Source organism: Bradyrhizobium sp. CIR48 (assembly GCF_014198315.1).
Taxonomy (GTDB): domain Bacteria; phylum Pseudomonadota; class Alphaproteobacteria; order Rhizobiales; family Xanthobacteraceae; genus Bradyrhizobium.
In genome coordinates this window covers 60,350-72,598 of record NZ_JACIHG010000012.1, presented here as the reverse complement: position 1 = coordinate 72,598, position 12,249 = coordinate 60,350, and the positions used below count along the sequence as shown (strand labels likewise).

General features: G+C 56.9%; 16 protein-coding genes. 8 read left to right on the top strand and 8 right to left on the bottom strand.

Features of this window, described 5'->3' with window-relative positions; translation table 11 throughout:
• Positions 1-713: 713 nt before the first annotated feature.
• The 3 genes from GGD66_RS31850 to GGD66_RS31840 form a co-directional block, all read right to left on the bottom strand.
• Complete coding sequence (locus GGD66_RS31850; protein ID WP_183260421.1) at positions 714-977, bottom strand: hypothetical protein; 264 nt, start codon at positions 975-977, stop codon at positions 714-716.
• Positions 974-1,216, bottom strand: coding sequence for a hypothetical protein (locus tag GGD66_RS31845; protein WP_179739334.1), 243 nt, complete (start codon positions 1,214-1,216; stop codon positions 974-976). The genes GGD66_RS31850 and GGD66_RS31845 overlap by 4 nt, the downstream gene beginning before the upstream one ends.
• Positions 1,217-1,308: 92 nt before the next feature.
• Positions 1,309-2,043, bottom strand: a complete 735-nt coding sequence (locus GGD66_RS31840; protein WP_183260419.1) for a hypothetical protein — start codon at positions 2,041-2,043, stop codon at positions 1,309-1,311.
• A gap of 448 nt (positions 2,044-2,491) precedes the next feature.
• On the opposite strand from GGD66_RS31840, the gene GGD66_RS31835 reads away from it, so the two are divergent.
• From GGD66_RS31835 to GGD66_RS42475, 4 genes are all read left to right on the top strand, one after another.
• Complete coding sequence (locus GGD66_RS31835) at positions 2,492-2,683, top strand: hypothetical protein (protein WP_183260417.1); 192 nt, start codon at positions 2,492-2,494, stop codon at positions 2,681-2,683.
• Positions 2,673-3,044 carry a hypothetical protein gene (locus GGD66_RS31830; RefSeq protein ID WP_183260416.1) on the top strand — a complete coding sequence of 124 codons (372 nt, stop codon included), beginning with the start codon at positions 2,673-2,675 and terminating at the stop codon, positions 3,042-3,044. Before GGD66_RS31835 ends, GGD66_RS31830 begins: the two co-directional genes overlap by 11 nt.
• A gap of 49 nt (positions 3,045-3,093) precedes the next feature.
• On the top strand, positions 3,094-3,318 hold the full coding sequence (locus GGD66_RS31825) for a hypothetical protein (RefSeq protein ID WP_179739345.1): 225 nt from the start codon (positions 3,094-3,096) through the stop codon (positions 3,316-3,318).
• 138 nt (positions 3,319-3,456) lie between these two features.
• The gene (locus GGD66_RS42475) at positions 3,457-3,882 is read left to right on the top strand and encodes a type II toxin-antitoxin system PemK/MazF family toxin (RefSeq protein WP_183260414.1); all 426 of its coding nucleotides are present in this window, start codon (positions 3,457-3,459) and stop codon (positions 3,880-3,882) included.
• A 658-nt stretch (positions 3,883-4,540) separates the two neighbouring features.
• Here the strand turns inward: GGD66_RS42475 and GGD66_RS31815 are convergent.
• The 3 genes from GGD66_RS31815 to GGD66_RS31805 form a co-directional block, all read right to left on the bottom strand.
• Complete coding sequence (locus GGD66_RS31815) at positions 4,541-5,329, bottom strand: tyrosine-type recombinase/integrase (RefSeq protein ID WP_183260412.1); 789 nt, start codon at positions 5,327-5,329, stop codon at positions 4,541-4,543.
• Positions 5,330-5,446: 117 nt separating this feature from the next.
• Positions 5,447-5,704 carry a hypothetical protein gene (locus GGD66_RS31810; RefSeq protein WP_179739357.1) on the bottom strand — a complete coding sequence of 86 codons (258 nt, stop codon included), beginning with the start codon at positions 5,702-5,704 and terminating at the stop codon, positions 5,447-5,449.
• Between the two features lie 110 nt (positions 5,705-5,814).
• The gene (locus tag GGD66_RS31805; protein WP_179739359.1) at positions 5,815-6,105 is read right to left on the bottom strand and encodes a hypothetical protein; all 291 of its coding nucleotides are present in this window, start codon (positions 6,103-6,105) and stop codon (positions 5,815-5,817) included.
• 845 nt (positions 6,106-6,950) lie between these two features.
• On the opposite strand from GGD66_RS31805, the gene GGD66_RS31800 reads away from it, so the two are divergent.
• From GGD66_RS31800 to GGD66_RS31785, 4 genes are all read left to right on the top strand, one after another.
• A complete protein-coding gene (locus tag GGD66_RS31800; RefSeq protein WP_179739362.1) occupies positions 6,951-7,169 on the top strand; it encodes a DUF6894 family protein in 219 nt (72 codons plus the stop codon).
• A gap of 233 nt (positions 7,170-7,402) precedes the next feature.
• Positions 7,403-7,714 (top strand): hypothetical protein, encoded by a 312-nt coding sequence (locus tag GGD66_RS31795; RefSeq protein ID WP_183260410.1) that lies wholly within the window; start codon positions 7,403-7,405, stop codon positions 7,712-7,714.
• Positions 7,715-7,773: 59 nt separating this feature from the next.
• The gene (locus GGD66_RS31790) at positions 7,774-9,582 is read left to right on the top strand and encodes a P-loop NTPase fold protein (protein ID WP_183260408.1); all 1,809 of its coding nucleotides are present in this window, start codon (positions 7,774-7,776) and stop codon (positions 9,580-9,582) included.
• Between the two features lies 1 nt (position 9,583).
• Complete coding sequence (locus GGD66_RS31785) at positions 9,584-10,150, top strand: hypothetical protein (protein WP_183260406.1); 567 nt, start codon at positions 9,584-9,586, stop codon at positions 10,148-10,150.
• Between the two features lie 10 nt (positions 10,151-10,160).
• On the opposite strand, the gene GGD66_RS31780 is transcribed toward GGD66_RS31785, so the two are convergent.
• Positions 10,161-10,883, bottom strand: a complete 723-nt coding sequence (locus GGD66_RS31780; RefSeq protein WP_183260404.1) for a hypothetical protein — start codon at positions 10,881-10,883, stop codon at positions 10,161-10,163.
• On the bottom strand, positions 10,880-12,151 hold the full coding sequence (locus GGD66_RS31775) for a hypothetical protein (protein WP_183260402.1): 1,272 nt from the start codon (positions 12,149-12,151) through the stop codon (positions 10,880-10,882). The genes GGD66_RS31780 and GGD66_RS31775 overlap by 4 nt, the downstream gene beginning before the upstream one ends.
• Positions 12,152-12,249: the final 98 nt, after the last annotated feature.

The following is a 12,249-nucleotide window of genomic DNA, read 5'->3' as shown; positions in this document are numbered from 1 at the left end:
CCCTAGTTGAGACCTACAAGGCCGCGAGCATCGCCAATCCTGGCGCGGTGACCTCGCCTCACCGGCAGGAGGAATGCCCTCGCGCTGCTGGCGGAGCATTAACCAGGTAGATGCTATGGTTGCCACGCTCGATAGGCCCGACAGCGACTGAATGATTAAGTCCAGAAACTCTGGATCGATCTCTTCGTTCTTCTCTCGCATGATCGCCCCCGAATTGGTGACACTGATTCCTCAACCGTTACGCGAGCGCAAGCAAAATGTACGGCAGTAAAGCGGTGGATCGCCACCTTTCGGACTCTACGTGGCTCAGGAACAGCCTTGGCGATCGTTAGGGCGTCGTGTTCATCTCCTGGGATTGCGCTCTTCGGGTCAATTCTCTGGCTCTCCGTCGAGAGGATATTTCCTAGCCAGCCGGTCAAGCGGCTCATGTGCCTCGGCCTCTGTGAGCTCCCGAAAGCCGAGGACTTGGGCCTCAGAGCGACTGCGGTAGACATCGACGTTGAGCCGCCAGACCTCAGGGGTCGGGCCGCGCAATCCGCGAAGCCAGACGAACCATGCAGCCGGCATTACAGTTTGCGCTCCATCGAGGATAGCTCGGCTTCTTCACCTTGCTCAATTGCATCTACCGGCCGCCGCCCGAGGGTCGATCCGCCATGGCAAGCAGGCCCTGCATCGTGGATTAAACGAGCCGCGCAAGGGCGGGAGATCCGCCCCTACGTTGGGTCCCAAACGATATCTACTGATCCATCGCCATTGTGTTGGAGCTTGCAATGGACACCCGCCGCCGCAGTTTCAAGTCTTGGCATTGCATTCGAGCTTTGGAGTTCCTCAACAATATCGGCGGGGACATGCCAGGCCGTAGTTTGCACGATTGCATGCTTTTTGCCCTCAAGATCGATCGGAATCGATCTATACGGGAATTCGTTCATAGCTGCTTCGACGGCGGCAAAGAAATTTTCAATCTCTGCATTCGTCATGAGGACGGATTGCCTTTGCTGTCAGCCATCATTTGAGCGATTTCCGTGAGCGCAACGCGAATGCCCTTCAGTTCGGCGTATATCGCGATCGCGCTCCGTGCGTTCCGATTATCCGTCATGTCCTTGATGTCACGCCCTTGCTTCGAGGCCTCTTGCACATTCAGGACGAAGGATTCTTGCCCCTTCATCGCATTTGCAACGGCGTCTTCAACGAGTGCGCGCGCGTCGTACTTGGTCATATGTCCCTCCGCTTGAGCCTACAAATCTAGGTTTCGAATCTGTTGGTGCAAGTTGCCAGCCAGTTCTCGGCCAAAAGTCCCTCCAAAGAAGTTCAGGCGGCCGGGCTCTGGGCGACGTCAATGACGTGGCGTTCTGTGCCTACGGTGATGACGATGATGTAGGTCTTAGGACCGCCGCCTTGGTCAGTTGGTGGCGCGAGGTGGAGTTGTCCGCCGTACCATTCGCCTGGCATCAAGGTATTATCCTTGATAACGGCTTGCTCCAGCGCCGCCATGTTCCGCTGTCCGGTCTCGACAGTGGCCGCGATCATCGCTTCGTTTTGAACGGCTGCATTGTTCTGCGCGATTACAGCCGCAGCGGGGCTGTAGAACGTTCCGGAGCGTCCGCTGGGGGTGGTGTAGCTGCCGTGCCCGGCCTGCGAGGCGCTGTAAGCGTTGGCGCCAGCGGCCAACCCGGTGATGACGGCGGCGGCGATTTGCCGATTACGTTCCTCTTGAACCAGCATTTCATAGGTGACCACCTTCATTTCGAAGTCGGATCCCGCGACGTGCTGGACAGCCTCGACTTGGCCAACGCGGAAGTCGACGGGCTGCTTGCTCAGATTGTTGATGCCGACCACGAAGACCGGCCTACCATTCGCCTGAAGCTGCCTAGACGCGGGCCGCACCAGGACGAGCGAGCTCTTTTGTCGAGAGACGAGGGCGGGTTGCCCGTCTCGCATCAGCGCCTGCTGCTGCGGATTGGACGCTCTGAAAGAAACGGTCTCGCCAGTCGACATACAGCCGCCCAGCACGGCGCAAAGCGCGAAAATACCCAAATTACGCATGGAGGATCCCCCGACCCGAAAAGCGCATCCAAGCGCAACCGCCGCGCGAGAGCAATAGGCGGGGCACGTAAAAGCCGGCAACCTAGAGAAATTACGGGGACATGACTCGGTGCGGCTGGAGAAAGCGGGCCCGGTGTGCCTAGGAGGCCGGGCCCATAGCCTTAGCAACGGCTGCACCGTCGTTCGGCTATCAGCCCCTTAAGTGTCAAAGACAGCATTCGTTCCTTCAGAAAATTAGGACACTTCCCAGATTCACCTTGGGACACTGAGGCTTAAATACAGGTACGAGCCGCCGCACAGACCATGACGCGCGCCTCTGCGCGCGTGCCCGCCGATCTAGAATAGCCCCTGCGGCGGGGCCACAGCGTTCCGCACTGGCCTCGCGCATTAAGCCTTGTGCTCGCCCTTCGGTTGCGAGATCTTTGTCTCTTTCAGGGAGGGCCAATCCATGACCTTTGCGAAATTTGGCGCCGAAACCGGCAGGCCGGTTTATATCAACCCTACTGCAGTGAAGAGTGTGATCGAGTTGAACGATCGACTCTGCATGATCCAGTTGGGCTCGCAGCACATGATCAATATCCCATTGCCAATTCACGTTGTGGTCTCCGACCTGGAGAAGGCCGCTGGCAATGGAAACTGAGCAGTCGAAGCCCTCTAAGTTGACCCCAGAACAATACGCAAACAGTGCGAGGCGCCTTGGCGAAATCATTGATGCGGCAGTCAGCCGGCAGGATGACAAGCAGTGGCGCGACCTCATCACACCCGCGGCGATGCATGCGCTGGCGGGATGCTGCAGAGATGTAATTATTCAACGTCCTCCGAACGGCCCAGACCTTGGAGCGATTCTGATCAGCGCGCAGTTTAAAGAGATACTCGCCAATTCTGGCATGATCGTCATGCCGTTGGACCCAAGCGAGCAGATCCAGAAGGCCTTCCAACGAGGATGGTTTCGCAGCTTCATCAGCAGGTATCGCGCCGCGACGGAAGCAGTGTGGAAATGAGTCGTGTCTTGCGGTCGGTCGAAACGCTCATTGTGACGGAGAACTGAAGATGTCGGTAGATTGGCGGGAATACGCAAATGGTATCGAGAAGCAGCTGGATCAGCTGAGAAAGGATCTCGAGCCGCTCCAATCGGGCAGAATGAAGCTCGGTGAGCGAGAGGGCAGCGGCGCCTGGACGGACGTCACTCAGGAAGCAATCGACCGCAACAAGCAGGTAATCGCTACCTATGAGGCCATCTTAAAGGATGTGCGAGAGAACCGCATCAAGGACTGACGCCGACAGGGCTCTCTCAAACAGGCGGGCAAGCTCCATCCACAATCTCGTTAGTTTCCGGGGATTGCCCCCCAAACTCAGGCTTTCCCTCGCCTCGCCCGTGTAGATTGCAACGTTCGATTCGTTGGAACCTGCACGATGCTCAAATTTCATCCCGAGCCCGGAACGGTCGTGATTTGCGACTACACCACCGGATTCCGAAAACCGGAAATGGTGAAGAGGCGGCCGGTAGTGGTTATATCGCCACGATTGAAGCGCCGGCATGGATTGGCGACCGTCGTTCCATTGAGCACCACTCCGCCGGTTCCCGTTTGTGATCACCACTGCAAGATTAGTCTCAATCCGGTCCTACCGGCGCCATTTGATTCTGCCGAAATGTGGGTGAAGGCGGACATGCTTGCCACGGTAGGGTTCGAACGGCTGGAACTCCTCCGAACCGGGCGGGATCAACAGGGAAAGCGTAAGTACCTGACACCGCAACTGGAACAGGCTCATTTGAAAACCGTTTACCAATGCGTGCTACACGCTATCGGAATAGGCCACTTGACTTGGCCGACAGAGTGACCAATTCATACAGGGTTCCTGCGCTGCCCTTCCGGGCATCAGGCTTTCAAGACCTCGCGAGAGGCAGCCGCGTAAACCGAGCGATGCCAAGCTCACCTGCGCGGCTCTGAAGTTAAAAGCCCCGTCTGTGAAAGCAGGCGGGGCTTGGCACTTCTGGGGCTATGCCCTGATCGGCACCACGTTGCCGCCCTGCTCCACCGGCGCGCCCCGAACAGAACGCCGCCCAATCGTCCATCACGGCCGATCAGCCGAGAACAGGTCCGGACCCGAATTCCCGACTTCATCTGCAAGCACCGCAGGACCGTCGGCAAGGCGCATTTCGATTGCACCCTCGCTTCCCCGCTGACGGAGGGTGGAAAGCTCATGCGGATCGACGCTGTTGCTTTCGAGCAGTGGAAGGGGAGAGGCCACTGACGGACTCGCTACGGGGGGCTTAGCTGTATGGCCGCGCTACTGCCTGTGGCCAAACAATTCGGCCGTGGTCCGATATAGCGTAGTCGCCAGGCGGGGAGCCCTCGACGTTTGCTACCGCCTCCTCAAGGGACGCAAACGGCCCTAGCGAAAGTTGGAAACGCCCGTCGATCCGCTCCATCACCCAGAACGGGAATTCTTCGTCTGTCGGAATGTCCATTCGCTCATTGGTAGCCATCCGCGCAGTCTAGGATGTCTTGTAGTGGATTGCCACCGATCGTCCTTTGACCTGCCGCGACTCAGGCGCGCCCTTGCGCACGCCGTGTGGCGAAGACTTCGGGGGAAGGCCAGCGTCGCTTGCCGCCTCGCTAATCCACGTAGAGAACGCTTTCTCGCTGCGAGCGCGGCCGTACATGGTTGCAATGAAGGCCGGGCCACTCTTGGGGCAATCGGCGATATAGCGCGCAAGGTCGCTGTGCACCGGAATGCACAACTCAACATGCCCTTGGCTCTTCTTTGTGGTGATGACAAAGCCGTCCTTAGTCAGGTGCTGCCAGCCAAGGCGCACGGCATCGGAACGGCGGAGGCCAGTATGCAATAGCACCTCGAAGGCGAGCCGTAGCGGCGTGCCCACCTCGTGGTGCTTCCGGAACTTGGTGATGTCTTCCTCGGTCCAGGTCCGATGGCCCGTTGTTTTAAGCTTCACTTTCTTAGCCACAACGACGGGATTATCGGCGCGCAGGCCGGCCGATACGGCGTAGTCCAGCAGACCTTTGAGCCGCTTTCGGAAGTTGCTCGCGGCGGACGGCGTATCGGCCATCTCGTCAATCAGCTTATTGATGTGTTTTGGCTGAAGGCCAGCAATCGGTCCCGCCCCGTGCTTATCCACAAAGCGGTCCAAGACTCCGCGATAGGTAGCCTTTGTCGTTTCGGCCAGCACCTTGAATTCAGTCGAGACGTAATAGCCGTTCACGGCCGCCGCTATGCTGCCGGCCTTAACACGCCGCGTCACTTGCAGCGGCTCGTCCGCGCTCATGGCCGCACGGTAGGCTGTCCAGAATTCGGGCGTGCAGAGGCGCCGGCAAAGCTATTTGCGCCCTGCCCGGTCGTCGCAGATATACGCGGGGCTTGCCGTGGCGATCGATGTACTCGTTTACGTACTTGGGCTTCCGCTGCCGCATGCCTTGTCCCAGTAGTCTTCGTTGTCGTTGACCGGCTGAGGCGCACCATCGAACAGCCGGTCTAGGGCCGCACGGTCCCAGATGTTTACGCCGAATAGCTCCAGCGGCTTGGGTACGGCGCCAGCCAGCACCTGTTTGTCGAAGTGAGTCGGGCTGATGCCCAGATAGCGCGCTGCAGCCGCGCGACGGAGGCCACGCGGCTGCAGAAGGTTGTCGTTAGCTGCGGGCAAGAGCGTGCCCCTTGAATAGATTGCTCTGCAAACCTCGCCGGCTGAGGCCGACGCACAAGGCTTGAATCGTTGCGGCGATTCACCACCCTTCGCTCAGTATACCATGCGGCTCAGGCCAGTTTGGTGTTGGCCCCGAGCGGGATGATTTCGTCGTCAGAGGCCCGCGCTGCCCAAATCATGCGCGCGTAATCGATTCGCAGTGTACCCTTCGGGTCGTGGTGCGCAGCCCATTTGCCTAACTTCAGTTGAGCCACCGGATCTCCATCCAAGCCCTGGTAGAGACCGAACTTATTGACAAAGGGCTCGCAGCCAGCATGCCGCAGTCCCGTATAGTACGTGTATGCGCAAAAAGGCGTGGAGAGATCGAGTTTCACGGTGGCAGTTGCAGTAGGATTAGTCATTTACTTCCCCTGTCGTCCGGCTCATTTGACCGGCCCCAAAACTGTGGTACCACAGATTCCATGAAGCGCCTAGCCGTGAAAATACGGAAAAAGCGAGGACCCGCCCCAACCGGCAAGGGCGCCCAGATTCAGGTCCGCTTGCAGCCGGATGACTTGTCAGCCGTCGACAGTTGGATTGCAGAGCAGGACAAAGCCCCCACCCGCCCGGAAGCCATTAGAACGCTGATGCGCCGGGGACTGCGCGCCAATCCGAAAGGCTGATCTGGCCCAGCAAGCCCCAATGGCCAAACGGTACACGAAGCGCATACCGCCATGGAAAGAGGGTGACCCAATCACCGTCGCCACGCTGGAATGGTGCCTCGACCGGTTGGCCTATGAAATGCACCGCGCACCGCAAGGCGGCGAAGTCTATCTGCCGATTTGGGAGCGCCTTGAGTCCGAGATATCTTCGCTAAAGGCGAAAGAGGCCATGCTAGAGCGCGCGCGTGTTCGGGCTGCACGGTTTATGCGGGCGAATTCTATTGGGAAATGAGCAGGACCGAGCCCCTACCCGCTCGCAGGCCAGTAGAGCGCTGGTGCCAAAGGTTTCGGGCAAGGCACGCCCTTTGCAGGGCCGAACCGTGGCGGATCGGACCCGCCCGGCGACTCTTCGAGAAAAAGAGTGCCGGGCCCTTTATTTGGGCGGCTTGCACAATATTTCGGCGAGCCAACGAAGCCGGTTGCTTGTTTCAGTGATGCGGGTCCTTGGGGCGACACCTCATACGCGAGCCTCGCGCCATCCATCCGCGAGCCCCTGCTGTTAATCCAGCAGGGGCTTTGTCTTCGCATTTGCTCAGGCAAGCCCGATGCCTCTTTTTACCTACAAGCTCATTGATACGCATTTCGTTTCGGACTTTGGAGCGTATGATTTGCCTGGCGAAACGGAAGCCCAAATAGAGGCCATCAAACTCGCTCGTTCGATTCGCGAGACCCGACCAGAACTAATAGGCAAGGGGTACTCGATCTTTGTAATCGATGATGACGACGCCGCCATTTGTGCCATCCCGATCGACATCATTCTATGACGGTCATCCCCTGTAGCGTTGCGCAGCAATAACACTCGTCTATTTAGGCAATTGCACCATCTCGGGATGGGCCGCACCTGTCAAAAGCGACAGGGTAGCCTGGCGCTCGTCATCTCACCGGGGCGCGCGCTGGTGACGTCCACCCCCTCCCGACCATCGAAGGCCAAGCCAAAAGCTTAGTTGCCCCCTAAGCCATCCGCGATCTATGGTAGCACTGGGTCCGGGGGAAGTTTATGGGACTGTTTAAAAGCAAAGAAAGTTGGGAACGCACGTTCCGGCTCAGAAGCCACCACGGCGTCTCAAAGGGGTTTCTTGCCGTCCTGTTTTGGCTGTGGGGCGTAGTCGGCCTGTTGTTCAACGCCGGCACGCTGTTCGGGCTTACTGGCAACATTGGTGTCGGAACGTCGGCCTACCTTACGGCCACCTGCTTCGTTTGGATCGGCGGCATGGTGTTGTTTGGAATTGGCGCCCTGCTCGCTCACTCCGACTTTGACGGTGAACGGCCGATCGGTGAAGACTACGGCGATGTTCGGGTTAGTCGATAAATCGTGGCAAGCCGAACTTATCGAGCACTTGTCGGACTGCCATCATCAGAGATCAAACAATGCCAGACGCTAAAAATCAGCACCTGTTGGACTATCTTGGCTATTATCTTTCGCTCACGCACTCGCCCCGCTATGCGGTCTTGATCTCGGGGCCGTGGGGTGTTGGAAAAACTTATCAGGTAAAGCGGTTTCTCCAACACCATCGGCCCGAACCCAAAAAACTACTCTACGTAAGTCTTTATGGTCTGTCCACGCTCGATGAAATTAGGGACGCCCTGTTTCAAGCCGCCTATCCTCTACTCACAGGAAAACCGGCAAAGCTTTTTGGAAGCCTGCTTACTGCAGGTCTGAAGTACGTGAAGGTGGATACCAGCAGCATCAGCGTGGGCGACGTCATCGGTTTCAGCGCCGATGTTTACGTATTCGACGACCTTGAACGATACGAAGGGAATAAAAGCACCGCGCTAGGTTACATCAACCAATTCGTCGAGCACGAGGGCGCCAAAGTAATAATTATTGCCAATGATAAAGAAATTAAGGCCGGCGAGGACTACGAGCGCCGCAAAGAGAAGTTGATCGGGAAGGTTCTGGAAGTCCAATCATCTTTCGATGAGGCCTTCTCAGCGTTCGTCGCACTGATTGATGACAAGTTCACTCAAGGGTTCTTCAAAAAGAATGCGGAGGAAATCTCCTCTCTCTATAAACAGTCGAAAAAAGACAATCTGCGCATACTTCAGCAAACCATGTGGGACTTCGAGCGGGTATGCAAGGCGCTGACGGATGAGCACCGAGGGCATTCCGACGCTATATTGACACTGTTGCGCCTGTTCTTCGTGCTTTCGTTCGAATTCAAATCCAATCAGATTAATGCCGACGATCTCGAAAACGGGCGCGGGCTAGCAGCTATGGTTCAAGCCCATGTCGAAAAGGGTAAAGAACCCTCCCCCATGAGGCGAGTTGCCGATCGATATCAGAACGTCGATATCGACGACTCAATTCTATCGAGTTCGGTTCTTGTGAACTGCTTGGTCCGCGGCATTGTCGATCCCAACGAAATTCAGGCCTCCCTCAATGCTAGCAACTTCTTTGTAAAGGTCGCCGACGAGGCTCCCTGGCGCACGGTCTGGCATTGGACAGAACGTACCGAGAGCGAGGTGCTGGCTGCCGTGGGCAAGATGAGCGAGCAGTTCGAGCAGCGGGCATTCACAATCGAAGGCGAAATACTTCACGTGCTCGGTCTTCAGCTGTTTCTTTCTGACATCGGAGTGATCAAGTCTTCAAAGCGGCAAGTTGTCGAGGACGGAAAGAAATACCTCGACGATCTATATAAGACCAAGAAGCTCGAGGCGACGCAGCGCGATGACTATGCGCTCCGCTTCGACGGCTATGGCGGGTTGGGCATACAAAGTTCTGACACTTTGGAATACCGAGAACTTTTCCAACATCTCCGAGAAAGCAGCGCGAAAGCCCTCCGCGATACATACCCAGATAAGGCGTCTGAGCTGCTTGAGGTCATGAAAACTGACGTCCAGTTGTTCTATCGTCGACTTTGCATAACCAATAGCGACGACAACATCTATTACAACACGCCACTTCTTGCGTCCCTAGATCCGGACATGTTCGTCCTTACGATGCTAGATCTTCCAATAGCGGACGAGCATGTTGTCTTCATGATGTTCAAATCTCGGTACGACCACAGTCAGTTAGATAATGATTTGTCGACTGAGAAGCCGTGGGCAGAAGCTGTAAAGAGAAAGCTTCTCGATGCCTGCGAAACATGCGGTCCTGTCACCGGTAAGCGGATCAAGATGCGTGTAGCTTATTACATGAAAGCTATTCCCGACGTCGCCGCTGTTTCGGGAAAATGACGTGCAGAAGCAGTTATCGATTGATCAACGCTTGGATCGCCTCGGCCAGCACGTCGTGAGAGCGCGTCTGTTTTTGGATCTCTGGTCCTATTTCGAGCTAGACGATACCAGGCAGCACATCATCGAGACCATGCGTGACTACAATGAATTTTTCAGGTTCACTCCGCACGCATATCTTCTCACCTACTGCATCTACATCGCAGGAGCGTTCGAAGCGCGACGTGACACGATTAATTTTGGAGCTTTGATCCGCGATATGACAGGGGCGGGTCATCTAAAGGGTTCGCAAGAAGCGGAGGTCGCGGCGCTCATGATGACCGCCAAATCTGCGGCTAGAAAAATGGCCATTTTACGTAACAACGCGTTCGCCCATCGAACGAGCGCAATTTCCTACAATGATGTTTTTGACCTAGCAAAAGTCGCTCCCGCCGAGTTACGCGCGCTGACCGATGCCGCGCTAAAACTGTTCAACCTGCTGGCGGCGATACGGGGAGTTGCAAAACAGTATTTCACTGATCTGCCCACCAAAGACGCGAAGGGAATGATGGCGGCATTGGCCAAGACCTAGGAAGCCCCACTCAAGCCGCCCGGTACGCCGCCCAATCAATCGCCTTCGGCTCAATGCGCTTGCCGGGCTGATCTTCAGGCCAAACGTGCACGAGGCGCTGCACCACGCCGCTCGCAGTGATCGTTGTCAATACCGCATGGCCGCCAACAACGTGACGTCCATCGAAACGTTTGCGGCGCTGAATCTCCATGCAGTGCAATAAATAAGACTCAGGATCGACCTTCTCCAAGTCGGCGAGCAAGTCATAGCCCGCCGCCTGAAACTCCTCGCGAGATGGCGGCGGCATCGAAATGATCGGTAATTCTGTCAAACTGGCCGCAACGTGCTTTTCCGCAAACTCCGCGTTCTGCCTGACCAGCAAAGCTTTTGGTGTGCCGGCCGTCTCCAATTCGATGGAATAGATCGCGGGCCGACCTTCTCTTTCATGCCAGCCAGCCAGCACCACGCAAGATGCCGCATCTCCATCGCGGTACTCGCGCGCGTACCGCTCGAAGTGATGAATGATCTGCGCTTCAGCGGTTTCAATCAAACTGTCAAATGACCTGTAAGCAAGACGGCCCCATAACCATCCGCCGAACTGCGCCGGACCAGCCGCAGCCACGACAGCATTCAACCGGTACAGGCGATGAGCCTTATTGAGGTTCACATCGTCTGGAACCCCCTCAAAGTAAGAAAGACCGTCCGTCAGTAGAAATGCTGCGTCGCTTCGAACGAAACCATTTATTGCGCTCATGGCCGAACCTCCAGGCCAGCGCGCAACTCGGCTTGAGCCGCTGCGCCCTTACCGACTGCCACAGTGTCAGCAATCGCCCTAGCCGTGTGCTTTATGATGGATTCTGTGGCCCGATCGTAAGCGCTTGCTGCGCTATCACTGCCGCGCTGAGGTAGCTTCGCCGCGTTCGGATCGGCGTTGTTAGCGGAAGATGGGCGCGATGCCGGCAGCGGCACGCCGCCTGGGAATTCAACCTTTGACTGCTGCTCGGCCGCCGCCTGCAGCATGTCGCGAGCGAGCTGGGCCTTGGCGCGGATCAGCTCCAGGCCGGCGACGATTTCAAGATTTTCAGGCTTCCCTGAGGCATTCAGATGCTCAATTGCGCGAGTGATCTGGTCAACATCTTGCGGCAAGCCCCGCCCGGCCTTTTGCATGATATCCGCAGCATCAGCCCATCGATTGAACGTGTCCTGCCCGCTACCTGGCTGCACGTTCTGGGACGCGACCGCGGTCTTTACAAGATCGTTGGCTTTGTCGATCAAATCATCCAACCACCCGCCAATATCAGCGGCAGTCGACTTGAACTGGGCAGCTAGTTGCGCAGAGGACTGTTTCCACGCTCGGTCGAATGCAGCCGCCTTCGCGACCGTGGCACCATCGATCACAGCGCCAGCCGCCTCGGCTCCCTGAGCGATATCCTCGAACGACCTGCTTCCGTTTCGAAGAGCCTCAACGCAACTCTCGGAGAGCCCGAGCATTTGAGCCGCCTTCGTCTTCTCTGGCATCGAACCAAATTTGTTGATCAGATCGCCAGCAATAACCAGAAGCTGGTTCAGGCTAATAACCTGGCCGTTGCGGTCCTTGTACTTGATGTTGTTGGCATCAAGCAGCTTCGTCAGTGAGTTTTCATTTTCCTTGGCGTCGGCCAGCAGTGAGGCGACCTTGCGCAGATCGGTAACAGACTCCTGCGAAGAAACACCGCCCTGCCCTGCAGCAAATTGGATCTGCTGGAACCGCTCCGCAGTAAGGCCGGTGAATTCAGCGTTCTTCTGCAGGTCAGCAAGCTCGCTGTTGACCTTGGTAAGCGCCGCAAGGAGCCCGCCAACCAAGCCGGTAACGCCGGCAGCGGCAGTGCCAAGCGAAGCAAAGCCGCCTGCTGTCGGATTCAGACTCGCAAACGAACGCTCGATGCGGTCCATCGCTGCATCCGCCATATCGCCGGCTTGGTTCAGATCGCTCTGAAACTGATCGAGTTTGGCGCCGGGTTGGACGATTAAATCGTTTGCCATTGGTATCCTAAAAACATTGGAGCGCGGCTAATAGACCGCTGTCACGTTCAAGTTGGAGAAATGCGCGCAAGGTTGCGCACCACGCGCAGTGCTAAACG

Excerpts from the sequence above, each read along its gene's own strand:
- GGD66_RS31850 (WP_183260421.1), bottom strand. The coding sequence starts at position 977 with ATGACGAATGCAGAGATTGAAAATTTCTTTGCCGCCGTCGAAGCAGCT.
- GGD66_RS31845 (WP_179739334.1), bottom strand. The coding sequence starts at position 1,216 with ATGACCAAGTACGACGCGCGCGCACTCGTTGAAGACGCCGTTGCAAAT.
- GGD66_RS31840 (WP_183260419.1), bottom strand. The coding sequence starts at position 2,043 with ATGCGTAATTTGGGTATTTTCGCGCTTTGCGCCGTGCTGGGCGGCTGT.
- GGD66_RS31835 (WP_183260417.1), top strand. The coding sequence starts at position 2,492 with ATGACCTTTGCGAAATTTGGCGCCGAAACCGGCAGGCCGGTTTATATC.
- GGD66_RS31830 (WP_183260416.1), top strand. The coding sequence starts at position 2,673 with ATGGAAACTGAGCAGTCGAAGCCCTCTAAGTTGACCCCAGAACAATAC.
- GGD66_RS31825 (WP_179739345.1), top strand. The coding sequence starts at position 3,094 with ATGTCGGTAGATTGGCGGGAATACGCAAATGGTATCGAGAAGCAGCTG.
- GGD66_RS42475 (WP_183260414.1), top strand. The coding sequence starts at position 3,457 with ATGCTCAAATTTCATCCCGAGCCCGGAACGGTCGTGATTTGCGACTAC.
- GGD66_RS31815 (WP_183260412.1), bottom strand. The coding sequence starts at position 5,329 with ATGAGCGCGGACGAGCCGCTGCAAGTGACGCGGCGTGTTAAGGCCGGC.
- GGD66_RS31805 (WP_179739359.1), bottom strand. The coding sequence starts at position 6,105 with ATGACTAATCCTACTGCAACTGCCACCGTGAAACTCGATCTCTCCACG.
- GGD66_RS31800 (WP_179739362.1), top strand. The coding sequence starts at position 6,951 with ATGCCTCTTTTTACCTACAAGCTCATTGATACGCATTTCGTTTCGGAC.
- GGD66_RS31795 (WP_183260410.1), top strand. The coding sequence starts at position 7,403 with ATGGGACTGTTTAAAAGCAAAGAAAGTTGGGAACGCACGTTCCGGCTC.
- GGD66_RS31790 (WP_183260408.1), top strand. The coding sequence starts at position 7,774 with ATGCCAGACGCTAAAAATCAGCACCTGTTGGACTATCTTGGCTATTAT.
- GGD66_RS31780 (WP_183260404.1), bottom strand. The coding sequence starts at position 10,883 with ATGAGCGCAATAAATGGTTTCGTTCGAAGCGACGCAGCATTTCTACTG.
- GGD66_RS31775 (WP_183260402.1), bottom strand. The coding sequence starts at position 12,151 with ATGGCAAACGATTTAATCGTCCAACCCGGCGCCAAACTCGATCAGTTT.